This window comes from Streptomyces longisporus, assembly GCF_039532765.1.
In the GTDB taxonomy this organism is placed as follows: Bacteria; Actinomycetota; Actinomycetes; order Streptomycetales; family Streptomycetaceae; genus Streptomyces; species Streptomyces longisporus.
In genome coordinates, this window is record NZ_BAAASG010000002.1 from 449,899 (window position 1) to 476,317 (window position 26,419).

Here is a 26,419-nt window from a genome sequence, read left to right on the forward strand (position 1 = left end):
GCGAGCGCCGCCGTCGCCCTGGTCGTCACGCCGGGCATGGCCATGTTCACCGCGCCGCTGTTGTTCGTGGGCCTGCTGTTGGGCCGCCATGCCGTCACCGCCCGCCGCACGGTACGGGAGGCCGCCGGTGCTCAGCACCTCGTATCTCGTCGCCGTCCTGGCGATCGTCTTCAGCATCACGCTCGCCCTGCGCGCCGGGCTGGGCCGGCTGCGCGGCTCGGCGATCGTGCAGCGACTGGCGGTGTGGATGCCCGTCGGCATCCTCGCCGTCCTGGCCGTGAGCGCACTGCACGGCACGATCACGGGCGACGCGCACGGCGCCTGGTACGCGCTGCTCGCCGTCGCCGTCACCGTCGGCGTGCATCTGGGCTTCGGCCGTCGCACCATCCTCAGTGTCGGCGCCGGCACGGCCATGTACGTCGTACTGCTCAACACCCTCTGAACCCGCCGTACCCTTGAATCCCATTGAGGAGAAACACCCGTTGAGCCCCGACAGCTACTACGAGCCCATCGCCGATCATCGTTACAAGCCGACGACGCATGCAGGCGGAGCGTGGGCGCCGGACGAGCAGCACTTCAGTCCGCTGGGCGGGCTCGTGGTCCACGCCCTCGACCGGCACCGGGCCGGCCGCCCGGACGACGGGCTGGTGCTCTCCAGGATCAGCTACGACATCCTGGGTCGCCTCGCCCTCGACGAGTGCGAGATCGAGGTGGAGACCCTCCGCCCCGGCCGGACCATCGAGCTCCTCGAAGCCGTCGTACGGATCGCCGGCCGCCCGGTCGTCCGGGCCCGTGCCTGGTTCCTGGCCGCCCTCGACACCTCCGCGGTCGCGGGTGGCTCCGAGGACCGTCTCGCCCCGCCCGAGTCACTCTCCCCGTGGCCGATGGCCGACGTCTGGCCCGGCGGCTACATCAACTCCGTGGAGGTCCGCCCGGTCGCACCGCCCCGGCCCGGGCGTACGGCCGCCTGGATCTCCACCCCGCTGGACCTGGTCGCCGGCGTTCCGGTCACGCCGCTGGCGTCGTATCTCGCCCTGGTCGACACCGCCAACGGCATCGCCGTCCGGCAGCCGCCCACCGCGTGGATGTTCCCCAACGTCGACCTGACCGTCCATCTGCACCGCCAACCACGCGGACCCTGGACCGGGCTGGACACCACGGTCGCCTTCGGCCCGTCGGGCCAGGGCCTGACCAGCAGCGTCCTGCACGACATCAACGGCCCGGTCGGACACGCCCAGCAGATCCTCACGGTCAGGCCGCTGCCCGGGACGTGAGCAGGCCCGGGCGCCCGGCTCAGCGGACGATCCGGTAGAGGTGTTCGGGACGGCCGGTGGTTCCGTAGCGAAGTTCGAGCCGGACCATACCCTCCCGTACGAGGTACGAGAGGTAACGCTGGGCCGTGGCGCGGGAGACGCCGGTGAGTTCGGCGGCCTGGGCCGCGGACAGGGACTCCTGGGCGGTCCGCAGCACCTGGTGGAGAAGGGCCAGGGTCGGTGCTGAGTGACCCTTGGCCGGAATCCGCGGCACGGCCGGCGGGCGGGCGGCGCTGAACAGGGCGTCCACGTCGGCCTGGTCGGTCCGTGGGGCGAGGCCCAGGGCGTCCACGCGGTGCTGGAGTTCGCGGTAGGCGGTGAGCCGCTCCGCCAGGTCGGCGGCGCCGAACGGCTTGACCAGATAGCCCACGGCACCGAGCTTCATGGCGGTCCGCACCGAGGTGATGTCCCGGTCGGCGGTGATCATGATCGCGTCGGGCCGGGCGCCGCCCGCGTCCCCGCTGAGCTGCCGCAGCACATCCAGTCCGCTGCCGTCCGGCAGGAAGATGTCGAGCAGCAGCAGATCGGGGTGCAGGGTGCGCACCGCCTCCAGGGTCTCGGCCACCGTCGCCGCCCGGCCGACCACTTCGAAGCCCTCGACGCGGGAGGCGTAGTCGCGGTGGATGTCGCTGACCCGGAAGTCGTCGTCCACCACCAGAATCCTGATCATCCGCGGTCACCTCCGGTCGGCAGGGCCGTCGTGAGCCGTGCCTCTCGTCGTACGGGAGTGGCGTCCGGCAACGGCAGTACGACGGTGAAGACGGCGCCCGGCCCCTCGCTGACCGTGATGCTCCCGCCGTGCCGCGCGGCCAGCCGGTGGACCAGGGCCAGGCCGAGGCCGCGCCGGGCGGTGCCCCGGTCGGGCCGGGTCGACCAGCCGTCCTCGAAGATCGACTCGGCGGCGCCCGGCGGAATCCCCGGACCGCTGTCGGAGACCCGCACCAGCACCTGGTCGACGGCTTCCACCAGCGAGAGCCGCACCTCGCGGCCCCCCGCCGGAGGCGGTCCGCCGGCCGCCGCGTCGATCGCGTTGTCCAGCAGATTGCCTACGATGGTCAGCAGCCGGCGCAGATGCGGCGGGTCCTCGCCGAGCGCGGAGTCCTCGCTGAGTTCCATGTGCACCCCGCGCTCCGCGGCCACCGTGGTCTTGGCGACGATCAGTCCGACGAGCAGCGGGTTGCCGATCCGTTCGCGTACGGACTCGGTCAGCGCCTGGTCGGCGCCGGCCGATTCGACGGCGAACTCGTAGGCGGCGTCGTGGTCGCCGATGTCCAGCAGCCCGGCCAGGGTGTGCATGCGGTTGGTGAACTCGTGCTGCTGGGCGCGCAGGGCGTCGGTCAGCCCGCGTACGGAGTCCAGTTCGCGCAGCAGCCCGATCAGCTCGGTGCGGTCGCGCACGGTGACGACCGCGCCCAGCTCACGGCCGTGCAGGGTCACCGGCATCCGGTTGACCACCAGGCAGTGCTCGTCGGTCAGCACATTGAGGTCGGCGCCGGTCAGGGTGCCGTCCAGGGCGCGGCGCAGCCGACCGTCGGGCAGCACCTCCTCGAGCGTGCTGCCGAGAGCCGTGCCGAGACCGAGCAGCCGCCGGGCCTCGTCGTTGACGACGGTGATCCTGCCGTCGGGGTCGAAGGCGATCACGCCCTCGCGGATGCCGTGCAGCATCGCCTCACGATCCTGCAGCAGTCCGGCGATCTCCTCCAGTTCCAGGCCGAACGTCGTCCGCTTCAGCCTCCTGGCCAGCAGGAACGCGGCGGCCGAGCCGAGGGCGACGGCGATCGCGGAGTACAGGGCGAAGGTGGGCAGCTCGCGCCACAGCTCGCCCAGCACGAAGTGCTCGGGGATGCCCGCGGACACCTCGCCGACCAGCCTGCCGTCGGGGGCCCTCAGCGGGGCCTTGCCGTTGGCGGAGCGACCGAGTCCGCCCGGGTCGGTGCCGACGTGCGACTGGCCGTCGAGGACCACGATCTTGTCGCCCGTCGGTACGCCGATCAGCGCCGGGTCGGGGTGGGAGTGGCGGACGCCGTGCAGGTCGAGCACGACCACGTAGGACGCACCGGACGCCTTCCGGATCCGTTCGGCGACGGTCTGCACGATGCCGTTGCCACCGCCGTGCGCCATGGCCTGCCGGATCTGCGGTTCGGCGGCCGTGGTCTTCGCGATGGCCAGCGCCCTTTTCTCGTAGGCACGGTCGATCTCGGCCCGCTGGGCGAACGCGAACAGGACGAAGCCGATGACTCCGGTGAGGGTCAGGATCGCCAGCTGGTTGGCCAGGATCCGCGCGGAGAGCCGCCCCTTCCCGCCGCGGCCGAACGGGATACGGATGGGTGTCACGGGTGTCTCTGCCTGTCGTACGAGGCCCGGGCGCAGCCCCTGCGCCGCACCCGTGGTGGCGTGATTGTGCCCCCGACACCGAGCTTATGCCCACCCCCGGCCCCTTGAGCAGAACGCGCAGAACTCCAGGGAACACGGCTAACGCGAGATACAGATGAAACAGCGACGTAATACTCCGCGGCCTCTAGCGTCTGCCTTCCTCGACCTCCGAGGTTAGGAAGGAGAGGCCTCAGATGGCTTCGCGAAACGATGCGGCGGTGAGCCCGGTCGCCGAGAAGGTCGGCCAGGACAGCGCACGAGTCGAGATATCCGGGCTCACCAAACGATTTCTGACTCCTGCGGGTGAGGTCTTCACGGCACTGCAGGACGTTTCGTTCACCGTGGAGCCCGGCCAGTTCTGTGCGGTGGTGGGCCCGACCGGCTGCGGCAAGTCGACGACGCTGAGCATGGTGTCCGGGCTCGACCGGCCCAGCGAGGGTTCCGTCAAGGTGGGCGGCCGTGAGGTGGACGGCGTCACCGACGGCGTCAGCTTCATGTTCCAGGCCGACGCGCTGCTGCCCTGGAAGACCGTCCTCGGCAATGTGCTGATGGGCCCGATCTTCCGCGGTGTGCCCAAGCAGCAGGCGCAGGCCTCGGCACGTGACTGGCTGCGCCGGGTGGGCCTCACCGGGTTCGAGGACCGCTATCCGCACCAGCTCTCCGGCGGTATGCGCAAGCGCGTGGCGATGGCCGCGGCGCTGATCAACGAGCCCCGGATCCTGATCATGGACGAGCCGTTCGGCGCCCTGGACGTGCAGACCAAGGCGATCATGTCGACCGAGTTGCTCGGCCTGTGGGAGCAGATCCGGCCGTCGGTCATCTTCATCACCCACGACCTCGACGAGGCCGTGGCGCTCGCCGACCGGGTCGTCGTCATGACGTCCAGCCCCGGCTCGGTCAAGGCGGTCTTCGACATCGACCTGCCGCGCCCGCGCGGCTCGGTCCAGGAGATCCGCTTCCAGCCCCGCTTCATCGAACTTCAGCACCAGATCTGGGACTCGCTGCGCGAGGAGGTGGAGCGCGCCTACGCACGCACCGCAGGAGGTACGGCATGAGCACGACGTCCACCGTTTCCGCCGCTCGGGCCAAGGACGGCGCACCACCCTCGGCCGCGGCAGCCGCCGCCAGGCGCAAGGTCCGCAGGGGCATCGCGCTGCAGTGGGCGGGCCGCATCGTCCTCGCGGCCATCGTCATTGGTGGCTGGCAGGCCTTCACCACCTGGGGGATCGTCGACAAGTTCTTCTTCGGGCAGCCGACCGGCATCGCCAAACGGCTGGTCGAGCTGTTCCAGAAGGGCACCGAGAACGGGTCCTACTACGCGGACATCTGGACCACCGTCCAGGAGGCGATCATCGGCTTCGCCGTCGGGACCGTCTCCGGAGTGATCTTCGGCATCGCGCTGGGCCAGAGCCGCTATCTCTCCGGGGTGCTCGGTCCGTACATCAAGGTGGTCAACGCAATCCCGCGTATCGTCCTCGGCTCGATCTTCATGATCGCGTTCGGTATCGGTACCCTCCCGAAGGTCCTGCTCGCCGCGGTCCTGGTGTTCTTCATCGTCTTCTTCAACGCCTTCCAGGGCGTGCGTGAGGTCGACCCCAACATCCTCGCCAACGCCAAGGTGCTCGGCGCCTCGGAGCTGCAGATCATCCGGCACGTCACCGTGCCGTCCGCGCTCACCTGGATCATCGCCAGCCTGCACAGCGCCTTCGGCTTCGCCATCGTCGGCGCACTGGTCGGCGAGGTGCTCGGCGCGCAGAAGGGCCTCGGCCTGGTCATCAAGACCTCGCAGGACAACTTCGACCCCAATGGCGTGTTCGCGACCATGGTCGTCATCGCCGTGATCGTGCTCGGCGCGGAGTGGCTGATCGGCAAGCTCGAACGCCGGCTGCTCGCCTGGCGCCCGCCGGCCCCGTCCGAAGTCAGCTCCCTCTGACTCCGTCTCCGTCACCCCCCTCTGTTTTCCCTCTTCTGATCCTCCCCTGAACGAAAGTGGCCTGCCATGTCCAGACGACCCGCCGCCGTCGCCGCGTCTCTCCTCACCGTCCTCACCCTCGGTGCCGCCACCGCCTGTTCCAGCAACTCGGGCAGCTCCAGCAGCTCCGGCGGCACGCCGACCGTCAAGCTCATGGTCGGCGGCATCGACAAGCAGATCTACCTCCCCTACGAGCTCGCCCAGAACCTCGGCTTCTACAAGAAGTACGGCGTCAACGTCTCGCTGAGCACCGAGCAGCAGGGCGGCCTCGGCGCCGAGGACGCCATGGCCTCCGGACAGGTGGACATGGCGGGCGCCTGGTACGTCCACACCATCGACTTCCAGGTGAAGGGCAAGGCGGTGGAGGGCATCGTCCAGCTGTCCGGAGCGCCGGGCGAACGGGAGATGTGTGTCCCGAAGAGCGGCGTCCACTCCGGGGCGGACTTCAAGGGGAAGACGCTCGGTGTCACCGACATCGGGTCCGGCACCGACATGCTCACCCAGTTCATGGGCGCGCAGAAGGGCGTCAAGGCCAACCAGTTCAGCCGGATCGGCGTCAGCCAGGGCGCCACGGCCATCGCCGCGCTCCAGAACGGCAAGACCGCCTGTGTCATGACGACGCAGCCGACGGTGGCCGCGATCGAGAAGAAGGGCATCGGCACCTCGGCGATCGACCTGGCCACCACGGCGGGCGCCAAGGCGGCGCTGGGCGGCACCTGGCCGGCCGCGACCGTCCTCGCCCAGACCAGCTGGGTCAACTCGCACAAGGACACGGCGCAGAAGGTCGTCGACGCGCTCGTCGCCACCATGCACTGGATCAACACGCACAGTGCGGCCGACATCGCGAACAAGCTGCCGCAGTCGTACGTGTCGAACCAGCTGGTGACCAAGGCCGACTACATCAAGGCACTGGACCAGGACAAGGGACAGTTCCTCCCGGACGGCATCATGCCGGCCGGCGGCCCGAAGACCGTTCTGGCCTCCGAGGAACTCGTCGGCCACGCGACGTCGAAGGTGAACCTCGGCACGACGTTCACCAATGAGTTCGCCCTCAAGGCCAACAAGACCGAGGGCTTCAAGACCACCACGACCCCGGCGGGCTCGGACGGCTGAGTCCCACCGGCAATAACAGACTGATGCCCCGCCGGAAACTCCGGCGGGGCATCAGGGCCGGCTCAGAAGTACAGATAAGCGGTGGGAGTGCCGTGGGTGCCGTTAATGCCGGACCCCACTACTTCCAGCACCTTGGAGTACTGGCTGGGCAGAAGCTTGTAGCTCGCGTTCGCGGTTTCGGTCGCACCGCCGTTCGCGTAAACCTTCTTGTACTGCTCATTTCCGCTCTTGTCGATCCAGACGACCTCGAGGTACACCTGGGAGCAGTAAATTGAATTCGCCGACGAGTCCCCGATGAACACATAGCCGCCGTACGTCGAGCTGTACGAAGAGTGCCCGCTGACGGTGACAGTGCAGTTCCCGTACGACACGTTCTGGCTCTGCTTGGGGTAGTTCACGCCGGACGCGAACGCGCTGGTCGCGGCGAGTACAACCGCCGCACTGGACACGCCGGTGACCGTCAAGGCACGCTTCAGGCTTTTCAGCATTCCTTTTTCCTCTCTCTGGGCAGGCGAGAGCGGACGCCCCCGTTGAATTTCCGCCCGGATTCTTTCGGGCTTGATCAGGCTGCAGCAAGCGCATACCTCGCAGCAACAGACATGGGAAGTTGATGATCAAGCCTTTACGCTCAATTGATTACCTTCAGCCAGTTCGACGTGCAATGCTCAAGGAAACCTCAAATTCCCGATCGCGCGACTTCTCGGCATAAGCAGAGGCCTGCGCCCGGGCCGTTCAGTCCGTGCTCGGTCGCGCGAGTCCCAGGTCGTAGGCGAAGATCACGGCCTGGATGCGGTCCCGGGCACCGATCTTGGCGAGGACGCGGCCCACGTGGGTCTTGACGGTCGACTCGGACAGGACGAAATGCCCGGCGATCTCGCCGTTGGTCCAGCCCTTGCCGACGGCGACGAGGATCTCGCGCTCGCGGTCGGTGAGGGAACTCAGCCTCGGGTCCTCCGCGAGGTCGCCCCGGTGCGCGGGTACGTACTGGGCGAACTCGTCCAGGAGGCGGCGGGTGAGCGCAGGCGCGATCACCGCGTCGCCGATCGAGACGGCACGGATGCCGGCGAGGAGTTCCTCGGGTCGCGCGTCCTTGAGGAGGAAGCCGCTGGCCCCGGCGCGCAGGGCGGCGTGCACGTACTCGTCGAGGTCGAAGGTGGTGAGCACGAGGACACGCGAACGCTCGCCGGCGGCGACGATGCGGCGGGTGGCCTCGATGCCGTCCATGCCGGGCATCCGGATGTCCATGAGTACGACGTCCGGGCGCAGTTCGGCGGCCTTGCGGACGGCCTCGGCACCGTGGGCCGCCTCACCGACGACCTCGGTCTCGGCGACGGAGTCCAGGAGGATACGGAAGCCGTAGCGTTGCAGTGGCTGGTCGTCCACGACGAGCACCGTGGTCACCGGACACCGCCTTGGGGTGTGAGGTCGAGGACGGCCTCGACGCTCCAGCCTCCGCCGCCCGCCGGTCCCGCGCTGACGGTACCGCCGTAGAGCGCCGCTCTCTCCCGCATGCCCACCAGTCCGTGCCCTTCTTCGTGCGGGCCCGGCGGTGTCGCCGGGCCGGTGTCCTGGACCCGGATGGTCAGCCGGGTGTCCGTCTCGATGATCGCCAGATGTACCCGGGTGTCGGCGTCGGCGTGTTTGAGGGTGTTGGTGAGGGCTTCCTGGACGATGCGATACGCCGTCAGCTGCACCCCGTTGTCGAGGGCGTCCACGTCGCCGGAGGTGCGGTAGACGACCTCCAGTCCGGCGGCGCGCACCTTGGCGCACAGGGCGTCGATGTCCGCGATGCCGGGCTGCGGGCTGAGTTCGGGCCCGGCCGGGGGACCGTCCGCCGCCTCGCGCAGCACACCGAGCACGCGCCGCAGCTCACCGAGGGCCTGGCGGCCGGTGTCGCCGATGAGCTGGAGGGCCTCCTTGCCGCGTTCGGGAGCGAGGTCGCTCGCGTAGGCGCCGGCGTCGGCAAGGGTGATGATGACGGAGAGGTTGTGGCCGACGATGTCGTGCATCTCGCGGGCGACCCGGGTGCGTTCGGTCACCGCGGCCAGCCTGCTGCGCTGGTCCCGTTCGATCTCCAGCCGGGCGGCCCGCTCGCGCAGTCCGGCCAGCTGGGCCCGGCGGATGCGGACCATCAGGCCGAGCGCGAGGGCCGCGGTCGTGGTGCTCAGCAGGAAGAACAGCGCGTCCCAGACGGACATGGCCGCGGACACCCGCAGGGCGACCAGCACCATGGCACCCGCCATGGCGGCGCAGGCCCACGGCAGCTGCTTCAGCCGCCCGTGCAGGGCCAGGCTGTACAGGGCCACGAAGAGGGCGATGTCCGCGCGCAGCACCGCGTTCAGGGACCACTGCACGACGAACACCGCGGCGATGACACCGAAGGCCGCCAGGGGCCTGCGCCGCCGCCACAGCAGGGGCAGCACCAGTCCGGCCTGCAGTGCCAGCATCCCGGCGAGGGGCAGCTGGGTGAAGACGAGCCGGAAGCGGCGCGGGCCGTCGCCGTCGCCGCCCCCGCCGTGCAGCAGGTCGGCCAGGCAGAACATCAGGAAGACCAGGACCGCGACCGCGGTGTCCAGCACCCACGGACGGTTCCGGTCGGCCTGCCTGAGCCGCTGGCCGCCCCGGGAGAGACGGGCGACCAGCGGTCCCATCCCGCTGATGTCATCGGTGGTCACGGACGTCACCTGTCCATGGTGCGTCAGACGTCGCTGCGCGCGAGCCGGTAGGCCGCGCCGGCCAGCGCCAGCGCCGTCCAGCAGAGGAAGACCAGCAGTCCGGCGCCGGGCGACAGCGTCGTCGAGTCATGGGTCAGGGCGAACATCGACTCTCCTGCGTGGGACGGCAGGTAGGGGCTGATGTTGTCCTGCCAGGAGCTCGGCAGCAGCGAGATGAGTCCCGGGATCAGCATGAAGGAGGCCACCAGCACCGAGATCCCGCCGGCCACCGACCGCAGCAGCGCACCCAGCGCGGTGCCGATCACCCCGACCAGGCCGAGATACAGCCCGGCGCCCAGCAGACTGCGCAGAACACCCGCGTGCGAGAGGCCCATGGCCGCGGGCGTACCCGAGACGATGCCGCTGCCGAACAGGAAGGCGACGAACGCGCCCACGGTACCCACCGCCAGCGCGACCAGCCCGAACACCGTCGCCTTGGACCACAGCACGGGCAGCCTGCGGGGCACCGCCGCGAGTGTGGAGCGGATCATGCCGGTCGAGTACTCCCCCGCCGTGACCAGCACGCCGAGGACTCCGAGAGCGAGCTGGGCGAAGTTCGTACCGAACAGGGACAGGCTCACGGCCGTCGAGGTGGCGAAGTCGCGGTCCATGTGGCCGGAGTTGATCCCGGACTTGTACCGGCTCGCGGCGATCAGCCCGAACGCCACCAGGAACAGCAGGCCGAGCCCCAGGGTGATCCAGGTCGAGCGCAGGGACCACAGCTTGGCCCACTCCGAGGACAGCACGCGCCGTCCGGTCACCCGGTAGGCGGGGCGGGCCGGCGCGGTGCGGGGTTCTTCGACGGTTGCGGTGAGGGTGCTCATGCCGGCCTCCCGAGGGTCTCGATCCCGGTGGTGGATCCGTGGTACTCCACGGCCTCCCTGGTCAGGTCCATGAATGCTTCCTCCAGCGACACCGTCCTCGCGCTCAGCTCGAACAGGGGTATCCCGTGCTCGGCCGCCTTCAGGCCGATACTGCGGGCACTCAGCCCGGTCACCTGCAGTTCCTCGGAGCCCACGCGCCCCGTGATGTCGACGCCCGGTCCCGCGAGGACGTCCCGCAGCCGCGCCGGGTCCTCGGTGGCGACCGTCACCGTGTCGCCGCCCGCCTCGCGGATCAGGTCCCCCACGGTGGTGTCGGCCAGCAGGCGGCCCCGGCCCACGATGATGAGATGGTCCGCCACCAGCGCCATCTCGCTCATCAGATGCGAGGAGACGAACACCGTGCGGCCCTCGTCGGCGAGCGCCTTGAGGAGGTTGCGGATCCACAGGACGCCCTCCGGGTCCAGCCCGTTGACCGGCTCGTCCAGCATCACCGTCTGCGGATCTCCCAGCAGCGCGGCCGCGATGCCCAGCCGCTGGCCCATCCCGAGGGAGAAGGCACCGGCTCGCTTCTTGGCCACACTGGCAAGTCCGGAGAGGTCGATGACCTCGTCGACCCTGCGGCGCGGAATCCCGTGGGTCAGCGCGAGGGCGCGGAGGTGGTTGTACGCCGAGCGGCCCGGGTGGATCGACTTCGCCTCGAGCAGCGCCCCGACCTCCTGGAGCGGGGCCCGGTGGCGGGCGTAGTGGTGGCCGTTCACGGTGACGGAGCCGCTCGTCGGGGCGTCGAGTCCGACGATCATGCGCATGGTGGTGGACTTTCCCGCGCCGTTGGGCCCCAGGAAGCCGGTCACCGTGCCCGGCTTCACGACGAAGTCCAGCCCGTCCACGGCCGTCTTGTCGCCGTACCTCTTGGTCAGCTGCCGTGCGTCGATCATTGGCGTTCTCTCTGTCGGCTTACGGCGTCCGTCGCTTCCGGCGCCTCACCGGCAACGCTAGGAGCCGATCCGCCCGATCCCGTGGTACCCGGAGGCTGACCCGTGCGGGGCACGTAGTACCGCGGTACTACGTGGGTACCGTCGGTGTCCGCGTTCGTGGGCTCCGCCCGGCCGCAGCAGCGGTCCGGCCGCTCGCAGGCCCTGCACTGCGGCATCCGGGTGCTGGAGCACCGCATCCGGCCCGGTCACCGTCCCGGACGCCAGGCCGATTCCTACGTTGATCATGTGATCATCCACTTCTCGTCCCGGACGGCCGTCACCGCCTGCGCGCTCTGTGCGGCCAGCGCCCTGGCGTTGACACCCGTCGCCGCCGGCGCGGAGCCCACCCCGCCCGGCGTGCCGCGGGCGGCGCTGCCCGATCCGTCGTTCCTGTATCGCGAGGGCACCCAGGTGCGGCCCCATCACGGGGCGCCTCGGGTACCGGACGTGTCCGCGTTGTCCTGGGTGGTGGCGGATGCCCGGAGCGGGGACGTGCTGGCCGCGCACGACGCCCATCGCAAGCTGCCGCCCGCCAGCACGCTCAAGACCCTGTTCGCGCTGACCGTGCTGCCCGCACTGCCTGCGGGCACCCGGCACACGGTGCGGGAGGAGGAGCTGGAGGACATCGGTGAGGGCAGCAGCAGGGTCGGGGTCGCCGAGGGGCGGACGTACCGGATCGCCGATCTGTGGCGCGGGGTCTTCCTCAACTCCGGGAACGACGCCGTGGACGTACTGGCCTCGCTGAACGGCGGCTGGCAGACGACGGCCGAGCAGATGCAGGCCAGGGCCCGTGCGCTGGGGGCCCTCGACACACAGGTGCGGTCGCCCGACGGGTACGACACGCCGGGCCAGGTGTCGTCGGCGTACGACCTGGCGGTGTTCGGCCGGGCGGGACTGCGCATTCCGGACTTCGCCGAGTACTGCGGTACGGCGGTGGCGAGGTTCCCGGGCGGGAGCGGCTGGTCGTACGAGATCGAGAACACCAATCGGCTGCTGACCGGGGCGGACGGTGTGGAGCCGTATCCGGGGCTGATCGGCGTCAAGAACGGCTACACCAGCAACGCGGGCAACACGCTCGTCGCCGCCGCCCGCCGGGGCGGGCGCACGCTCGTGGTCACCGTGATGAACCCTCAGGCGGGCGGTGGCTTCACCGTCTACGAGGAGGCGCGCGCGCTGTTGGACTGGGGGTTCGAGGCCGCGGGGCGGGTCGAACCGGTGGGCTCGCTGGACGCGCTGCTGGAAAGGCCGCGGCCGGGGCCGCGCGCCACGCCGGTGGCCGTGGCGCCGGACGGCGGGCCGGGGTGGCCGACGGCGGGCGTCGTGTCGGGTGCCGTCGTGCTCGGCGCGGGGGCGGTGGTGCTGGTGCTGCGGCGCAAGGGCGGGCTGTCGGCGCGGAGCTGACCCACCGGCAGCCACAGCAGCAGGCCCAGGGTGATCCAGGTGTAGGTGTTGCTGCCGAGGAAACCGTCGACGCCGGACGCGTCGTGGAACCAGAGCCACACCACGCTGGTGCACAGCACCGCGTACAGGGCGCCCGTCACGCGTGGGTGCCCGGCGCGGATCAGTACGGCGAAGGACGGCAGCAGCCACACCAGGTGGTGCACCCAGGTGATGGGGCTGACGAGGCAGGCGGTCAGGCCGGTGAGCGCGAAGGCGGCCGGCCAGTCGGCGGTGGTGACGGCCCGGCGGGTGCGCCAGGCCCAGATGCCGAGGACCACCAGGACCGCCGCGGCCCACACCGCACGGTCCGCCACGCCGAGCCGGGCCAGGATGCCCTGCAGCGACTGGTTGGAGACGTAGTCGAGACGGCCCACCCGGTTCGTGTCCCACAGCGCCTCGGTCCAGTAGAAGCGGGAGGCGTCCGGGGCAACGCAGGCGGCGAGGGCTGTCGCCGCCGCGGTGACGGCCGTCGCGACCGCGGCGGCACGCCGGCGGCCGGCGAGCAGGAGCAGACCGATGAAGAGTGCGGGCGTGAGTTTGACCGCGGCCGCCAGGCCGATGCCGATGCCTGCCCAGCGCTCCCGACCGGTGGTCAGCAGCCAGGCGTCGGTGAGGACCAGCGCCAGCAGCAGGAGGTTGACCTGGCCGAAGCTGAAGGTGTCGCGGAGCGGTTCGAACAGGGCGAGCACGCACACGCCCAGGGCGCAGCCGAACCAGCCGTAGCGGCGCCAGGCCCCCTCGGTGAGGATGTGCAGGATCCAGGCCAGGGCCGCCAGGTTGAGCAGCACGGATCCGGCGATCGCCGTGCGCAGCCCGACCAGGGCCATGGGCAGCATGCTGACGGCGGCGAACGGCGGGTAGGTGAAGCCGTATGCCGTGCCCGGCACCCGGTAGTCGTAGAGCCGGCCGCCGTGGTGGATCCAGCTGTTGACGGCGCCGTAGTACACGCGCAGGTCGAACCAGTCGCGCAGCAGCGGCACGGTCGCGGTGAAGGCGGTGACGGCCGCGGCGACGGCGAGGATCAGGAGCAGTCGGCCGCGGTCGGTGCGGGGCAGGGTCATGCGGTTTCTCCCAGCGCGGGCGCATGGGCCGCCTGGTGGACCTGCCAGAGCACCACCACGGCCAGCGCCCCGCCGGAGACGGCCAGCATCAACTGCCCGCTGTCGACCGGCCCCCCGCTCGGCAGGGCGGCGAGCGCGAGTACGCCCGTCACGGCCGCCACCCGGTGCCGCACCGAGGTGGTGGGGGCCGCGGCGGCGATGAGGAACAGCCCCCACAGGGCGTACCAGGGGCGGATCGCCGGGCCGAAGGCGGCCACGGCGGCGAGGCTCAGGCCGAGCGCGTAGACCGGGCGGGGGCGCAGCCGCCACCAGATGGCCGCTATCACGAGCGCGGTGATCGCCAGGCCGAGCAGGTGCCAGACCGGCAGGGCCAGGGGGGCGAGGTCGCTGCCGAGGCGTTCCAGTACGGCTCCGGTGGCGCGGCCGAGGAGGCTCGTCAGGGCCCAGTTGTGCGGGGAGACGGGGGTGTCGAGGGCGCCTATCCAGCCGTATCCCGTGCCGGCGACGGCTGTCGCGGCGACCGTGGTGGCCGCGGCGGCGAGGGCGGTCGACAGGGCGGCCTTCGCCGGGCGCTGCCCGGCCCGCACCTGGAGGACGACGACCGCGGCGAGTCCGAGCACGGCGGGCGCCTTGACCAGGGCCGCGAGGGTGACGAGCACGGCGCCCAGAACCGGCCACCGGCCCAGTGCCGCGACCAGGCCGACACCGAGCAGACCGAGCATGATGGCGTCGTTGTGGGCGCCGGCGACCAGGTGGAGCAGCACCAGCGGATTGAGCGCGCCGAGCCAGAGCGCGGCGGCCGGATCGGCGCCGCTGTGCCGGGCGAGCCGGGGCAACGCGACCGCCATCAGTGCCACACCGAGCAGCGCGACCAGCCGCATCCCGACCAGCCCGGCGGGGATTTCGCCGCGGGTCAGGCCGGACAGCGCGGAGGCGACGGCGAGGAACACGGGGCCGTAGGGGGCGCCGGTGTGCTGCCACAGCGGGGCGACCTCGTCGGCGAGCGGGCCGCCGAGCTGGGCGGGCCCGTATGCGTAGACGTCCATGTGGGCGTCGACCATGGCGCCCTGCGCGAGGTAGCTGTAGACGTCCCGGCTGAACAGCGGCGGGGCCAGCAGCAGCGGGGCCGCCCAGACGGCGAGCACGAGCAGCAGTTCGCGCGGGGCGGGCGCATCGGCGCCGCGCACGAGCCGCCCGAGCAGCACCCAGGCGGCGATCAGCAGCACCACACCGAAGTACACGCCGACCAGGCCCAGGGCCGCGCGGGCGGTCGCCGGGGCCAGGAGATCCCGCACCGGCAGGGCGCCGGCCGTCTCACCCCCCAGCGCGAGGAAGGCGGTGCCGGCCAGGCCCAGTACCTGGCAACGGCGGAGATCGACGGGGAAAGCCATGGCCAACACTCGGGAAGCGTGTCAATGCCGGGTGGCCGGAAGTTGACGCGCCGCCTTCGAGGCGGGGGCCTGCGTGTGACCGGCACGTGATCGCACGGGCGAGGCGATCCCCGGGCAGCGCCGACTGACCGAGGTGCTGCGCTGAAGCACCGGTTCGGCCCAGGACCGCCCGCCGGTTCAGAACACCGACAGGCCGGTCAGGGTCGTGAAGCGGTCCAGCGCCGCGACGCCCGCCACCGAGTTGCCGCGCTCGTCGAGTCCGGGGCTCCACACGCACAGGGTGCAGCGGCCGGGGACGACCGCGATGATGCCGCCGCCCACCCCGCTCTTGCCGGGCAGGCCCACGCGGTAGGCGAAATCGCCCGCCGCGTCATAGGTCCCACAGGTCAGCATGACCGCGTTGACCTGCTTGGCCTGGCTCTGGGACAGCAGCCGGCTGCCGTCGGCGCGGATGCCGTGGCGGGCCAGGAACCCGGTGGCGAGGGCGAGGTCCGCACAGGACGCGGTGAGGGAGCACTGACGGAAGTACTGGTCGAGCAGCACCGGGATCGGGTTGTCGATGTTGCCGTAGGACGCCATGAAATGGGCGAGCGCGGCGTTGCGGTCGCCGTGTGCCGACTCGGAGGCCGCGACGTCCTTGTCGAAGTCCAGGGCCGGGTTGCCGCTCTCGCTCCGCAGGAAGGCCAGCAGTTCGCCCGCCGCGTCTCCGGTACGGGTCTGCAGGCGGTCGGTGACGACGAGGGCGCCCGCGTTGATGAACGGGTTGCGCGGGATGCCGTTCTCGTACTCCAGCTGGATCAGCGAGTTGAAGGGATTGCCGGAAGGTTCGCGGCCGACGTGCTCCCACAGTTCGTCGCCCTCGCGGGCCAGGTCGAGGGCGAGGGTGAAGACCTTGGTCAGGGACTGCGTGGAGAACGGCTCGCGCCAGTCCCCCACTCCGTACACAGTGCCGTCCAGTTCCGCGACTGCCATGCCGAAGCGGCGCGGGTCGCAGGCCGCGAGTGCCGGGATGTAGTCGGCGGGGCGGCCGCGGCCGGGGGTGCGCCCGATCTCCTCGGCGATGCGCTCCAGGACCGGCTGGAAGGCGTAGGACGACGTCGTTGTCATGATCACTATTGTGCCTCCGGGTCGGTCCTGGTGCGCGGCCGTGGCTCAGGCGAGGGCGGGGCCGCTGCCCGCGAGGACCTCGGGCCGCAGCAGGTCGGCAAGGCGTTCGGCGGGCAACAGGCCCTTCTCCAGGACGAGTTCGGCGACGCCGCGGCCGGTGACGAGGGCCTCCTTGGCGATGTCGGTGGCGGCCGTGTACCCGATGTGCGGGTTGAGGGCGGTCACCAGGCCGATGGAGTTCTCCACGCTCGCGCGCAGCGCCTCGGTGTTGGCGGTGATGCCGTCGACGCACCGCTCGGCGAGCGTCAGACAGGCGCTCTGCAGATGGGTGACGGACTCCGAGAGGGAGTGCAGGATGATCGGCTCGAAGGCGTTGAGCTGGAGCTGTCCGGCCTCTGCGGCCATGGTGATGGTGACGTCGTTGCCGATCACCTCGAAGGCGACCTGGTTGACGACCTCGGGGATCACCGGGTTGACCTTGCCGGGCATGATGGACGAACCGGCCTGTACCGGCGGCAGGTTGATCTCACCGAGACCCGCACGTGGCCCCGACGACAGCAGCCGCAGGTCGTTGCAGCTCTTGGAGAGCTTGACGGCGATCCGCTTGAGCACGCCGGACATCTGCACGAACGCGCCGCAGTCCTGGGTGGCTTCGACCAGGTTGGCGGCGGTGACCAGGGGCAGGCCGGTGATGTCGGCGAGGTGGCGGCGGGCCGACTCGGCGTATCCGGCGGGGGCATTGAGTCCGGTGCCGATGGCCGTGGCGCCCAGGTTGATCTCATGGATCAACTGGACGGCCTCGTCAAGACGGTTGCGGTCCTCGTCAATCATGACGGCATACGCGGAGAACTCTTGACCGAGCGTCATCGGCACCGCGTCCTGCAACTGTGTACGGCCCATCTTGAGCACCTTGCGGAACTCGACGGCCTTGCGGGCGAAGGCGTCCTGCAGTACGGACATCGCCTTGAGCAGTCCACGTACCGCGAAGACCGTCGCTATCTTGACGGCGGTCGGGTAGACGTCATTGGTCGACTGACCGAGGTTGACGTCCTCATTGGGGTGCAGGTGCTGGTACTGGCCCTTCTCGAAGCCCAGCAGCTCCAGCGCCCGGTTGGCGACGACCTCGTTGGCGTTCATGTTGGTCGAGGTGCCCGCGCCGCCCTGGATGACGTCGACGACGAACTGGTCGTGCAGCTTGCCTTCGCGGATCTCGCGGCAGGCCTCGACGATGGCGGCGGCCTTCCTCGGCTCCAGCAGGCCGAGTTCCTCGTTGGCGAGGGCGGCCGCCTCCTTGACGGCGGCGAGCGCGTCGATCAGGTGCGGGTAGGCGGAGATCGGGGTGCCCGTGATGGGGAAGTTCTCCGTGGCGCGCAGGGTGTGCACACCCCAGTAGGCGTCGGCGGGGACGTCGCGGTCTCCGAGCAGGTCGTGTTCGCTGCGGGTGGCGGCGGTCATGAGGTGCGGGTCCTCTTTCTGAGGGTGGTGAGGGTTGGGTGGTCGGCGACGTCGGGGGTGGGGTGGAGCCGGCTCGGGCGGTACGGGGTGACGCCCGCCCGAGCCGGTCGAGGCACCGGCCCGGTGGTGACTGGACCGGTGGTTCGGGGGCCGGCGGTTGTGCGCCGACTGGGTGGATCCGGCCGTCCCGCGACCGGATCCGGTGACTCCGCCGATGGCCACCGCGCACACTCGGTGGCCACCGGAGCTGTCAGGGCCTGTGTCACATCCCCGGTCGGATCAGCGCACGGCGGCCGGGTCTCCCGCTCACGCGAAGTCGAGAGGGAGGGGAGCCACCGGGCGTGTGTGCCGGGCCTGGCGCGCCCCGGCGGGGATGTGACACCGGCTCTCAGGCGCAGGCCCGGACCGTGAGGGGCTCCAGCGCGCGGACCGGGCGGATCTCGCCGACCGGTTCGCCTCCGCCGAGGAGGGGTTCGCCCGCGAACGGGGTGAGGAGTGCGGGGTCGACGCCGGCCCGGGCGAGCGCGGCGGCGGTGACCGGGATCCGGGCCCGGTTCGCGCCGTCGGAGATCTTGACGGCGACCGCCCGGCCGTCGGGCAGGGCGGCGACCTCCACGCCCTCGAAACCGTCCTTCGCGAGAAGCCCCGGGACGGCCCGCATCAGGGCGGCGACATCACGGCCGGCGCCGGAGGCCATCTCGGCGTGCTGGCGCATGGCGTCCGCGACGCGGGCCTCCGGAGTGCCCTGGGCCGCCGTGGCGATGCGGGCGGTGGCCCGGGCGAGGCCGTGCAGGGAGATGGAGAAGAGGGGAGCGCCGCAGCCGTCGACCGTGACCCGGGCGATCCGCTGCCCGGTGAGGTCCTCGACGATCTCGGCGATCGCCTGCTGCAGCGGGTGCTGCGGGTCGAGGTAGCCGTCGAGGGACCAGCCGTTGAGCTTGCAGGTGTACAGCATGGCGGCGTGCTTGCCGGAGCAGTTCTGGGCCAGCCGGGAGGGCTCACGGCCCTCGCGTATCCACATGTCGCGGACCGCCGGGTCGTACGGCATGTCCTTGACGTTGCGCAGGTCGTCCTCCGTGACGCCCGCGAGTTCCAGGATCCGCCGGGCCCCGGCGAGGTGGCGTTCCTCGCCGGAGTGGCTGGCGGCGGCGAGCGAGAGCAGCTCCCCCTCCAGCGGCAGTCCCGCCCGCACCATGGCCGCGGCCTGGACGGGCTTGAGCGAGGAGCGCGGGTAGAAGGCGGCCTCGATGTCGCCGAGCTGGAACTCGACCTCACCGTCCGCCCCCAGGACGACCACGGAGCCGTAGTGGACGCCCTCGGTCACTCCGCCGCGGACGAGGTGCGCGACGGGCGCGTGGAGGGGTTCGCGGATCGCGGGGGCGTCCGTGTGAGAGCTGCTGTACATCACTGCCTGTTCACTTCTGGGTTGTCTGGAGCCGGCGCCGGGTTACGCGTCGGCCTTGGCTGAGGTGCGCTGCAGGCGGCCGCGGATGGCGTACCAGCCTGCGACGAGCGCTCCGACGATCAGCGGCAGGCACAGCACGGTGGTGCGGCCGGCGCCTCCGTCGGCGTACATGAGGACCAGGACGGAGGCGAGGAAGGCCAGCGTCACGAGTTCGGTCCAGGGGGAGCCCGGCAGTCGGTAGCCGGGGCGGGTCAGCTCGCCCTTCTGGGTCTTCTTCCAGAAGAGGAGGTGACAGATCATGATCATGCCCCAGGTGGAGAGGATGCCGATCGCCGCGAAGTTCAGGACGATCTCGAAGGCGTCCGCCGGGACCACGAAGTTGAGGCCGACGCCCAGCACACAGATACCACTGGTGAGCAGGATGCCGCCGTACGGGACCTGGCTGCGGCTCATCACCGAGGTGAACTTGGGTGCGGAACCGGACATCGCCATGGAGCGCAGGATGCGGCCGGTGGAGTACAGGCCGGAGTTGAGCGAGGACATGGCCGCGGTGAGGACGACGAGGTTCATCACGCCGCCGGCCGCCGGGATGCCGATGTGGGACAGCACGGTCACGAAGGGACTCTCGGCGGCGCTGTACTTGTTCCAGGGCAGCAGCATCGAGAGCAGCACGACCGAGCCGACGTAGAAGAGGCCGACGCGCCACATGATCGAGTTGATCGCCTTCGGCATGATCTTCTCGGGGTTCTGGGTCTCACCCGCGGCGACTCCCACCAGCTCGACGGAGGCGTAGGCGAAGACGACGCCCTGGATGATCAGCAGCATGGGCAGCAGGCCGTTGGGGAAGACGCCGCCGTTGTCGGTGATCAGGGCAGGGCCGGGGTGGGCGCCGTCGACGGGGTGCTGGGTGACCAGCAGGAAGATGCCGATGCACATGAAGACCACGAGTGCGCTGACCTTGACGATGGCGAACCAGAACTCCAGCTCACCGAAGATCTTGACCGAGATCAGGTTGACCGTCAGGACGACCGCAAGGGCGATCAATGCGATCAACCATTGAGGGATGTCGGAGAACATGCCCCAGTAGTGCGTGTAGGTGGCCACCGCGGTGATGTCGGCGATACCGGTGGTCGCCCAGTTCAGGAAGTACATCCAGCCCGCGGTGTAGGCACCCTTCTCGCCCAGGAACTCCCGGGCGTAGGAGACGAAGGCGCCGGACGAGGGTCGGTACAGGACGAGTTCGCCGAGGGCGCGCACCACCAGGAAGGCGAAGACGCCGCAGACCGCGTACGCGATGAACAGGGACGGGCCGGCGTCGGCGAGGCGGCCGCCCGCGCCGAGGAAGAGCCCGGTGCCGATCGCGCCGCCGATGGCGATCATGTTGACGTGCCGGGACTTCAGCGACTTGCTGTAGCCCTCGTCGCCTGCGTCGACATGTGCGGCCGGTGTGCGCGTCTCTTCTTTGAGGTGCTCGCTCACGCCTCGGGTCCGCCTTCCGTGGGGATGTCTGTGCGCGCGGGGCGCACGATGTCGGTGAGGGTCGTCTCGACGCGGTCGAGGTGGTGCGCCATGGCGTCCACCGCGTCGAGTTCGGAACCGTCCATCAGCGCCTCGACGATCGCCCGGTGCTCGCGGTTGGACTGCTCGCGGCGTCCGCCCAGCTCGTTGAGGAAGGCCGACTGACGCGCCAGTGCGTCGCGGATCTCCTCGATGACCCGGCGGAAGACCGGATTCTGGGCGGCCTGGGCGACAGCGAGGTGGAACAGCGTGTCGAGGGCGACCCACGAGGTGGTGTCGGTCTCGAGCTCCATGCGCTCCAGCAGATGCGCCAGGTGGTCGAGGTCCTCGGGCGTGCGGCGCACGGCCGCGTAGCCCGCCACCGGGATCTCCACGTGGCGGCGCACCTCCAGCAGGTCGCTGGCCGCGTAGTCGCCGAAGGTGGGGTCCTCGACGGTGTTCGCCACGACGAAGGTGCCCTTGCCCGTCTTGGAGACGGTCAGGCCCATCGTCTGCAGCGCCCTGAGGGCCTCGCGCAGCACGGGCCGGCTGACCTCGAGGGTGCGGCACAGCTCCGCCTCGGAGGGGAGCTTGTCCCCCACGGCGTACTCGCCGTTCTCGATGGCGGAGCGCAGGTGTGCCAGGACCGCTTCCATGGCGCTGATGCGCCGCGGACCCTGACTGGCTGTCTTGCTGTCTGACAGGTTCACGGGAGCGATCCTGCGGGTGACGGGCGGGAGCTGTCAAGGGATGCGAGGCAGAAGCTGGGTAGACAGCTTCTTGACGAGCTCGAGCCGAAACGCGGAGGCCGATATGGACTGGGGTCGGTTCGCGCAGCAGATGGCGTCGATGGCCCGGGATCTCCTCGCCCAGGACTCAGTCCATGCCACCTTGGAACGGATCACCCACTCGGCGACCGAGCTGGTGGAGGGCTGCGACGCGGCCGGCATTCTGATGCTGCACGGCACCATGGTGGAGACGCTGGCACCCACGGAGAAGCTGGTCGTCGACAGCGACCAGTTGCAGGAGCGGCTGCGCGAAGGGCCCTGCTTCGACGCCGCCCGCAACGTGGAGGGGGAGCGGGTCTTCCGCATCGCCGACTTCACCCGGGAGCAGCCGCAGTGGCCCGCCTACGCCCCGCAGGCACGCGCCCTCGGCGTGGGCAGCATGATGGGCTTTCTGCTGTTCACCGAGGACGAGGAGCTCGGTGCGCTGAACCTGTACTCCCGCAAGCCCGGCGCCTTCACCGAGGCCAGCGAGTTGGCCGGCTGGCTGCTGGCCTCCCACGCCGCGGTCGCCTTCTCCAGCGCCCGCACCCAGGCCCAGATGGAACGGGCCGTCGCCACCCGCCACACCATCGGGGAGGCCATGGGCATCCTCATGGGCGCCCACCACCTCACCGAGGAGCAGGCCTTCGACACCCTTCGGCGCTTCTCACAGGAGAACAACATCAAACTCCACGAGGTCGCCCGCCGGGTCTGCGAGCAGGGCACCGTGTCATGACCAGGCAGCGGCTCCCCCGGCTCGTTGTCTGAACCAGAGGAGCCTGGCCGAGTCGGCCCCCATGGGAACGCCGCGCAACCCGGCCTCACCCCCAAGTCCCCCGCCAGGCGTCCCTCACGCATCCGAGCTGTTACACGTGCGCAAGGAGCCGCTCCAGCGGGCGGGGGACGCGCGCGAGGTCCAGGTGCTCGACCATCGCCTGCGCGTAGAGCGCCTTGCGGCCGCTGTGGGTGCCCATGAAGCGCCGCAGCTGGTGCTCCACGGGCCTCTCCCGCTGCGCCGGCTGGCCCTGGAAGGTGCGGAAGGGGCGCGTCTCTCCCTGGGCCTCGATCACCTGCTGCACGCCTTCGGGCCCGAGCGCGCGGATCAGCTCGTCCTCCAGGTCGGCGACGCACAGGTGGAATCCGAGTGCCTCCAGTCCGGCGCGGGTGAGAGCGGACCCGAGCCCGACCCGCTCCAGATGTCGCCGGAAGTGCCGCTCCTCGCCGATGTCGCAGAGACCGGCCAGCGGGAGGCCCAGTCCCTCAGGACCGCACACGTCCAGGAAACGCCCGATGTTCGTCGCGCCTCCGAGCGGCACCACCGCGACGCCCTGCGCGGCGAGGTCCCGGCCGTGGCGCGCGGCCAGCGCTTCGAGCGCGACCTGATCACTGCTTCCCTCGACGAGCACGACCGTCCGCACACCGCCGCCGGCCAGCCGCCGCGCCTCATCCGCGGCCGCACTCGCCCCCGCTCCCCCGGCCGCCCACGCGACCAGCGCCCGGCGAAATCGCCTCATCTCGTCCACGAGACCTCGCTTCCCCGCGCCATCGTGGCACGGCGGAGATCCCCTGCGCACGCGCGTTTTCCGGGGCAACGCCTCAGGAAATCGGCGGACACGGCGCCTGCTCGGCATCGCCGCGCACGAAGGGCTCGTCCGCAACGATGGTCGGCTCCCGAGAGGCGCCCGTCTCCGCGACCGCGGTCAGCTGCTGAGCCCACCCGTGCTGAGCAGACCGAGGAGCAGCACGCCGACGACGATCCGGTAGACGACGAAGGCGTTGAAGGAGTGCTTGGCGACGAACTTCAGCAGCCAGGCGATGGAGGCGTAGGCGACGACGAAGGAGACGATCGTGCCGACGGCCAGCGGGACGGCGCCCACGCCCGTGCCCAGGGCGTCCTTGAGCTCGTAGATGCCGGCGCCGGTCAGCGCCGGGATGCCGAGGAAGAAGGAGAGGCGGGTGGCGGCGACGCGGTCCAGGTCGAGGATCAGGGCCGTGGACATGGTGGCGCCGGAGCGCGAGAAGCCGGGGAAGAGCAGGGCGAGGATCTGCGAGCAGCCCACCAGCATCGCGTCCTTGAACGTGGTGTCGTCCTCACCGCGCTTGTGCCGGCCCATCTGGTCCGCCGCCCACATCACGCCACTGCCGACGATCAGCGAGCCGGCCACCACCCACAGCGAGCCGAGCGGGCCCTCGACGAGCTTCTTGGCGGCCAGGCCCACGATCACGATCGGGATGGTGGCGTAGATGACCCACCAGGCGAACTTGTAGTCGTGGTGGTAGCGCTCCTCCTTGTTGCGCAGGCCACGGCCCCAGGCGGAGACGATCCGCACGATGTCCTTGAAGAAGTACAGGAGCACGGCGGCGATCGCGCCGACCTGGATGACGGCCGAGAAGCCGACGACGGCCTTGTCGTCGACCGGGATGCTCATGAGCCCTTCGGTGATCTTCAGATGTCCGGTGGAGGAGACGGGAAGGAACTCGGTCAGCCCTTCCACGACTCCGAGGACGGCGGCCTGACCGACGTTGATGACGCTCATGGGATCCAGTTCTGAGGAGTTGGTCGACAGTGCTGTAGACAGTCTTACTACCTGCGGGAGCCAGGCCGGTCGCCTACCCCCACAGGGCCTGGGCGATCGACACCCCGGCGAATGCCGCACCGAGGCCCGCCGCCACGCTCCCGACGACGTTGGCGGCAGCGTAGAGCCCCGCCCCGGTCTCGGTCAGCCGCAGGGTCTCGTAGGAGAAGGTGGAGTACGTCGTCAGGGCCCCGCACAGGCCGGTGCCGAGGAGCAGCTGCAGATGGGGACCGGCGGCCCCCTCGGCCACCGCGCCGGTGAGCAGGCCGAGGATCAGGCAGCCGGTGACGTTCACCGCGAAGGTACCCCAGGGGAAGACCGAGTCGTGGCGGGACTGCACCGCGCGGTCGGTGAGGTAGCGCAGCGGGGCGCCGACCATGGCGCCCGCGACGACCAACAGCCAGTTCACAACGATCTCTTACCCTTCACGTCCGTTTTGTCGGAGCCGTTCTCGCGGCCCACGTACCGGATGACCTCGCAGTCGTCGAGGATGACCAGGCCCTCGTCGACGAGCTCGTCGAGCTGCGGCAGGAACGCGCGGACGCGTTCCTCGGTGTCGACGATGACGATCGCGACGGGCAGGTCCTCGCTGAGCGACAGCAGCCGCGAGGTGTGGATCAGGGACGAGGCGCCGAAGCCCTCGATACCGCGGAAGACGCTGGCTCCGGCGAGTCCGGCCGCGTGGGCACGGTGGACGATCTCCGAGTAGAGGGGCTTGTGGTGCCAGGTGTCGTTCTCGCCGATGAAGACGGTCACGCGCAGCGCGCTGCCGGTCAGCCTCGTCATGGCTGCCTCCACTTCAGGACGCGGCGGGCCGCGGTGACCGCGAGCCACACCGCTGTGAGCGCCGCGAGCAGGGTCGCGGCGAGGTACGCCAGCCCGGTGCGCGGGTGGCCGGCGTCGACCAGCTTCTGGATGTCGACGGCGTAGGTGGAGAAGGTGGTGAAGCCGCCGAGCACGCCGGTGCCGAAGAAGGGGCGTACCAGGCGGTGGGCGGCCCATACGTCGGTGATGACGACCATGAACACGCCGATCACGGCGCAGCCGACGACGTTGGTCCAGAAGGTCGCCCACGGGAATCCGCCGGGCGGGGTGGGCCACCACAGGGACAGGGCGTAGCGGCCGGTGGCGCCGAGGGCGCCGCCCAGCGCGACCACCGCGACGACGGGGGCCTGGGCGCGCCAGGCGGGCGGTCGGGGGGTGTGGGGGCGGGCGCGGACGCTCTCGGCTTCCGGGGCTGTCATGGTCGTACGTCTCCTACTCGCCGGGGCCCTGGGCATGCGGGCGCCGCTCCTTCGCAAGTAGGGACCGTTGGCGGCAGCTCTGCCGCGGTTCGGGTACGGCGGGCCCCACCGCCGCGCCGCAAGGGGTGCTCGCGGCCGGGCAACAGGGTAGCGTCCGGCCGGGACCCGGGTCACTTCGGGGCCGGTCGCTCGCACACGGCGATGCCCCGCTCCCAGAGGCTGCCCAGGACCAGCTGCCCGGCGGCCTCGCAGACGCTGGTCACCATGCGGTAGCCGGAGTGCCGGCGGGCGAGGTGGTGGACGATCGTCCCCTGGTCGTCGACCGCGAGGGCGCCGATGGTGCCGGTGGGGCGGTAGGGGGCGCGGACTGCGATGCGGGCGGCGGCGGCGCGGACGGTGGGGGCGGTGCGGTGCAGCAGGTCGAGCGGGGGGACGCGGGGCCCGGCCAGGGAGACCCAGACCGGGCCGTCCGGGGCGGCCCGCCAGATGTTGTCGGGCATGCCCGGGAGGTTCTCCACAAAGGGTTCGCTCTGTCCGGTCTTCTCGCCGGTGAGCCAGTAGCGGGTCAGCCGGCGGGCGCCGGTCTCGGCGACGACCAAAAACGCTTCATCACCGCTCAGCGCCAGACCGTTGGCGAACTGGAGCCCTTCCAGCAGGACTTCGGGACTCTCACTGCCCGGGGCCAGGCGCAGCAGACGGCCGGTTCCGGTGTGCTCGACGATGTCGCCGATCCACTGGTCCAGCGGGTAGCGGCGGCTGGAGACGGTGAAGCAGACACTGCCGTCGGACAGGGCGACCGCATTGCTGCAGAACCGCAGTCTCTCCCCCGCCACCGAGTCGGCGAGGATCCGCACGATGCCCTCACGGAGGTCGACGCGCAGCAGCCCGAGTTCGGCGTCGCACACCAAGAGGGCGTCGTCCGGGAGAAGTTCGAGGCCCAGCGGCCGGCCGCCGGTTTCGGCGAGCACCTCGACGCGGGCGGCCGAGGGCTCGGCCAGTCCGTCGATGCGCAGGATGCGGCCGTCCTCCACTCCGGTCAGCACCCGGCCGTGGGCGTCGGCGACGACGTCCTCGGGGCCACGGCCGCCGATGGCGACGTACCGGAGCGGGACGAGTTCACTGGGACGGTCCATGAAAACCTCCTTGTCGAGGTCGGGACAGTTCATGCTGGCATGTGTAGGGATGCCCATCGG

26 protein-coding genes and 1 pseudogene are annotated in these 26,419 nt (G+C 70.6%); 7 read left to right on the top strand and 20 right to left on the bottom strand.

Going from position 1 to position 26,419, the window contains the following annotated elements; genetic code table 11:
• Positions 1–127: 127 nt before the first annotated feature.
• Together ABD355_RS03690 and ABD355_RS03695 are read left to right on the top strand one after the other, a co-directional pair.
• Positions 128–442, top strand: a complete 315-nt coding sequence (locus ABD355_RS03690; protein ID WP_344398560.1) for an AzlD domain-containing protein — start codon at positions 128–130, stop codon at positions 440–442.
• 40 nt (positions 443–482) lie between these two features.
• A complete protein-coding gene (locus tag ABD355_RS03695) occupies positions 483–1,274 on the top strand; it encodes a thioesterase family protein (protein WP_344398561.1) in 792 nt (263 codons plus the stop codon).
• A gap of 19 nt (positions 1,275–1,293) precedes the next feature.
• Here the strand turns inward: ABD355_RS03695 and ABD355_RS03700 are convergent, their stop codons facing one another.
• Positions 1,294–1,983, bottom strand: coding sequence for a response regulator (locus ABD355_RS03700; protein WP_344398562.1), 690 nt, complete (start codon positions 1,981–1,983; stop codon positions 1,294–1,296).
• On the bottom strand, positions 1,980–3,647 hold the full coding sequence (locus ABD355_RS03705; RefSeq protein WP_344398563.1) for an ATP-binding protein: 1,668 nt from the start codon (positions 3,645–3,647) through the stop codon (positions 1,980–1,982). The genes ABD355_RS03700 and ABD355_RS03705 overlap by 4 nt, the downstream gene beginning before the upstream one ends.
• Positions 3,648–3,880: 233 nt before the next feature.
• Here ABD355_RS03705 and ABD355_RS03710 point away from each other — a divergent pair, with 233 nt between their 5' ends.
• From ABD355_RS03710 to ABD355_RS03720, 3 genes are all read left to right on the top strand, one after another.
• Positions 3,881–4,741 carry an ABC transporter ATP-binding protein gene (locus ABD355_RS03710; protein ID WP_344398564.1) on the top strand — a complete coding sequence of 287 codons (861 nt, stop codon included), beginning with the start codon at positions 3,881–3,883 and terminating at the stop codon, positions 4,739–4,741.
• A complete protein-coding gene (locus ABD355_RS03715; protein ID WP_344398565.1) occupies positions 4,738–5,619 on the top strand; it encodes an ABC transporter permease in 882 nt (293 codons plus the stop codon). The genes ABD355_RS03710 and ABD355_RS03715 overlap by 4 nt, the downstream gene beginning before the upstream one ends.
• A gap of 66 nt (positions 5,620–5,685) precedes the next feature.
• Complete coding sequence (locus ABD355_RS03720) at positions 5,686–6,771, top strand: ABC transporter substrate-binding protein (RefSeq protein ID WP_344398566.1); 1,086 nt, start codon at positions 5,686–5,688, stop codon at positions 6,769–6,771.
• A gap of 62 nt (positions 6,772–6,833) precedes the next feature.
• On the opposite strand, the gene ABD355_RS03725 is transcribed toward ABD355_RS03720, so the two are convergent.
• The 5 genes from ABD355_RS03725 to ABD355_RS03745 form a co-directional block, all read right to left on the bottom strand.
• The gene (locus ABD355_RS03725) at positions 6,834–7,259 is read right to left on the bottom strand and encodes a hypothetical protein (protein WP_344398567.1); all 426 of its coding nucleotides are present in this window, start codon (positions 7,257–7,259) and stop codon (positions 6,834–6,836) included.
• A gap of 244 nt (positions 7,260–7,503) precedes the next feature.
• Positions 7,504–8,172 (bottom strand): response regulator, encoded by a 669-nt coding sequence (locus ABD355_RS03730; RefSeq protein ID WP_344398568.1) that lies wholly within the window; start codon positions 8,170–8,172, stop codon positions 7,504–7,506.
• Positions 8,169–9,446: a sensor histidine kinase gene (locus ABD355_RS03735; RefSeq protein ID WP_344398569.1), complete on the bottom strand. Its 1,278-nt coding sequence runs from the start codon at positions 9,444–9,446 to the stop codon at positions 8,169–8,171. The genes ABD355_RS03730 and ABD355_RS03735 overlap by 4 nt, the downstream gene beginning before the upstream one ends.
• 23 nt (positions 9,447–9,469) lie before the next feature.
• Positions 9,470–10,309, bottom strand: coding sequence for an ABC transporter permease (locus ABD355_RS03740; protein WP_344398570.1), 840 nt, complete (start codon positions 10,307–10,309; stop codon positions 9,470–9,472).
• Positions 10,306–11,244 (bottom strand): ABC transporter ATP-binding protein, encoded by a 939-nt coding sequence (locus ABD355_RS03745; protein ID WP_344398571.1) that lies wholly within the window; start codon positions 11,242–11,244, stop codon positions 10,306–10,308. The genes ABD355_RS03740 and ABD355_RS03745 overlap by 4 nt, the downstream gene beginning before the upstream one ends.
• Positions 11,245–11,775: 531 nt before the next feature.
• Between ABD355_RS03745 and ABD355_RS03750 the strand changes: the two are divergent.
• Positions 11,776–12,354, top strand: a pseudogene (locus tag ABD355_RS03750) (D-alanyl-D-alanine carboxypeptidase family protein); the annotation flags it as partial.
• 83 nt (positions 12,355–12,437) lie between these two features.
• On the opposite strand, the gene ABD355_RS03755 reads toward ABD355_RS03750, so the two are convergent.
• From ABD355_RS03755 to ABD355_RS03785, 7 genes are all read right to left on the bottom strand, one after another.
• Positions 12,438–13,784, bottom strand: coding sequence for a glycosyltransferase 87 family protein (locus ABD355_RS03755; RefSeq protein ID WP_344398572.1), 1,347 nt, complete (start codon positions 13,782–13,784; stop codon positions 12,438–12,440).
• On the bottom strand, positions 13,781–15,175 hold the full coding sequence (gene mptB / locus ABD355_RS03760) for a polyprenol phosphomannose-dependent alpha 1,6 mannosyltransferase MptB (RefSeq protein WP_344398573.1): 1,395 nt from the start codon (positions 15,173–15,175) through the stop codon (positions 13,781–13,783). Before mptB ends, ABD355_RS03755 begins: the two co-directional genes overlap by 4 nt.
• A gap of 177 nt (positions 15,176–15,352) precedes the next feature.
• Positions 15,353–16,282 carry a glutaminase gene (locus ABD355_RS03765; RefSeq protein WP_344398574.1) on the bottom strand — a complete coding sequence of 310 codons (930 nt, stop codon included), beginning with the start codon at positions 16,280–16,282 and terminating at the stop codon, positions 15,353–15,355.
• 45 nt (positions 16,283–16,327) lie between these two features.
• Complete coding sequence (gene aspA, locus ABD355_RS03770) at positions 16,328–17,737, bottom strand: aspartate ammonia-lyase (RefSeq protein ID WP_344398575.1); 1,410 nt, start codon at positions 17,735–17,737, stop codon at positions 16,328–16,330.
• Positions 17,738–18,125: 388 nt separating this feature from the next.
• Positions 18,126–19,142, bottom strand: coding sequence for an asparaginase (locus ABD355_RS03775; RefSeq protein ID WP_344398576.1), 1,017 nt, complete (start codon positions 19,140–19,142; stop codon positions 18,126–18,128).
• 42 nt (positions 19,143–19,184) lie between these two features.
• Positions 19,185–20,621 carry an amino acid permease gene (locus ABD355_RS03780; RefSeq protein WP_344398577.1) on the bottom strand — a complete coding sequence of 479 codons (1,437 nt, stop codon included), beginning with the start codon at positions 20,619–20,621 and terminating at the stop codon, positions 19,185–19,187.
• The gene (locus ABD355_RS03785; protein ID WP_344399037.1) at positions 20,618–21,295 is read right to left on the bottom strand and encodes a FadR/GntR family transcriptional regulator; all 678 of its coding nucleotides are present in this window, start codon (positions 21,293–21,295) and stop codon (positions 20,618–20,620) included. The genes ABD355_RS03780 and ABD355_RS03785 overlap by 4 nt, the downstream gene beginning before the upstream one ends.
• Positions 21,296–21,452: 157 nt before the next feature.
• Here ABD355_RS03785 and ABD355_RS03790 point away from each other — a divergent pair, with 157 nt between their 5' ends.
• Positions 21,453–22,142, top strand: coding sequence for a GAF and ANTAR domain-containing protein (locus tag ABD355_RS03790; RefSeq protein ID WP_344398578.1), 690 nt, complete (start codon positions 21,453–21,455; stop codon positions 22,140–22,142).
• Between the two features lie 130 nt (positions 22,143–22,272).
• On the opposite strand, the gene ABD355_RS03795 is transcribed toward ABD355_RS03790, so the two are convergent.
• The 6 genes from ABD355_RS03795 to ABD355_RS03820 form a co-directional block, all read right to left on the bottom strand.
• A complete protein-coding gene (locus ABD355_RS03795; RefSeq protein WP_344398579.1) occupies positions 22,273–22,929 on the bottom strand; it encodes a TOPRIM nucleotidyl transferase/hydrolase domain-containing protein in 657 nt (218 codons plus the stop codon).
• 177 nt (positions 22,930–23,106) lie between these two features.
• On the bottom strand, positions 23,107–23,943 hold the full coding sequence (locus tag ABD355_RS03800) for an undecaprenyl-diphosphate phosphatase (protein ID WP_344398580.1): 837 nt from the start codon (positions 23,941–23,943) through the stop codon (positions 23,107–23,109).
• Positions 23,944–24,016: 73 nt separating this feature from the next.
• Entirely contained in the window at positions 24,017–24,391 is a 375-nt protein-coding gene (gene crcB / locus ABD355_RS03805) for a fluoride efflux transporter CrcB (RefSeq protein WP_344398581.1), read from the bottom strand.
• Complete coding sequence (locus ABD355_RS03810) at positions 24,388–24,768, bottom strand: DUF190 domain-containing protein (protein ID WP_344398582.1); 381 nt, start codon at positions 24,766–24,768, stop codon at positions 24,388–24,390. The genes crcB (ABD355_RS03805) and ABD355_RS03810 overlap by 4 nt, the downstream gene beginning before the upstream one ends.
• Entirely contained in the window at positions 24,765–25,226 is a 462-nt protein-coding gene (crcB, locus tag ABD355_RS03815; protein WP_344398583.1) for a fluoride efflux transporter CrcB, read from the bottom strand. Before crcB (ABD355_RS03815) ends, ABD355_RS03810 begins: the two co-directional genes overlap by 4 nt.
• A 170-nt stretch (positions 25,227–25,396) precedes the next feature.
• The gene (locus tag ABD355_RS03820; protein ID WP_344398584.1) at positions 25,397–26,359 is read right to left on the bottom strand and encodes an SMP-30/gluconolactonase/LRE family protein; all 963 of its coding nucleotides are present in this window, start codon (positions 26,357–26,359) and stop codon (positions 25,397–25,399) included.
• Positions 26,360–26,419: the final 60 nt, after the last annotated feature.

Excerpts from the sequence above, each read along its gene's own strand:
- ABD355_RS03790 (WP_344398578.1), top strand. The coding sequence starts at position 21,453 with ATGGACTGGGGTCGGTTCGCGCAGCAGATGGCGTCGATGGCCCGGGAT.
- ABD355_RS03820 (WP_344398584.1), bottom strand. The coding sequence starts at position 26,359 with ATGGACCGTCCCAGTGAACTCGTCCCGCTCCGGTACGTCGCCATCGGC.
- ABD355_RS03740 (WP_344398570.1), bottom strand. The coding sequence starts at position 10,309 with ATGAGCACCCTCACCGCAACCGTCGAAGAACCCCGCACCGCGCCGGCC.
- ABD355_RS03715 (WP_344398565.1), top strand. The coding sequence starts at position 4,738 with ATGAGCACGACGTCCACCGTTTCCGCCGCTCGGGCCAAGGACGGCGCA.
- crcB (WP_344398583.1), bottom strand. The coding sequence starts at position 25,226 with ATGACAGCCCCGGAAGCCGAGAGCGTCCGCGCCCGCCCCCACACCCCC.
- ABD355_RS03785 (WP_344399037.1), bottom strand. The coding sequence starts at position 21,295 with ATGGAAGCGGTCCTGGCACACCTGCGCTCCGCCATCGAGAACGGCGAG.
- ABD355_RS03710 (WP_344398564.1), top strand. The coding sequence starts at position 3,881 with ATGGCTTCGCGAAACGATGCGGCGGTGAGCCCGGTCGCCGAGAAGGTC.
- ABD355_RS03810 (WP_344398582.1), bottom strand. The coding sequence starts at position 24,768 with ATGACGAGGCTGACCGGCAGCGCGCTGCGCGTGACCGTCTTCATCGGC.
- ABD355_RS03755 (WP_344398572.1), bottom strand. The coding sequence starts at position 13,784 with ATGACCCTGCCCCGCACCGACCGCGGCCGACTGCTCCTGATCCTCGCC.
- ABD355_RS03765 (WP_344398574.1), bottom strand. The coding sequence starts at position 16,282 with ATGACAACGACGTCGTCCTACGCCTTCCAGCCGGTCCTGGAGCGCATC.
- ABD355_RS03725 (WP_344398567.1), bottom strand. The coding sequence starts at position 7,259 with ATGCTGAAAAGCCTGAAGCGTGCCTTGACGGTCACCGGCGTGTCCAGT.
- ABD355_RS03800 (WP_344398580.1), bottom strand. The coding sequence starts at position 23,943 with ATGAGCGTCATCAACGTCGGTCAGGCCGCCGTCCTCGGAGTCGTGGAA.
- mptB (WP_344398573.1), bottom strand. The coding sequence starts at position 15,175 with ATGGCTTTCCCCGTCGATCTCCGCCGTTGCCAGGTACTGGGCCTGGCC.
- ABD355_RS03745 (WP_344398571.1), bottom strand. The coding sequence starts at position 11,244 with ATGATCGACGCACGGCAGCTGACCAAGAGGTACGGCGACAAGACGGCC.
- ABD355_RS03700 (WP_344398562.1), bottom strand. The coding sequence starts at position 1,983 with ATGATCAGGATTCTGGTGGTGGACGACGACTTCCGGGTCAGCGACATC.
- aspA (WP_344398575.1), bottom strand. The coding sequence starts at position 17,737 with ATGACCGCCGCCACCCGCAGCGAACACGACCTGCTCGGAGACCGCGAC.
- ABD355_RS03720 (WP_344398566.1), top strand. The coding sequence starts at position 5,686 with ATGTCCAGACGACCCGCCGCCGTCGCCGCGTCTCTCCTCACCGTCCTC.
- ABD355_RS03775 (WP_344398576.1), bottom strand. The coding sequence starts at position 19,142 with ATGTACAGCAGCTCTCACACGGACGCCCCCGCGATCCGCGAACCCCTC.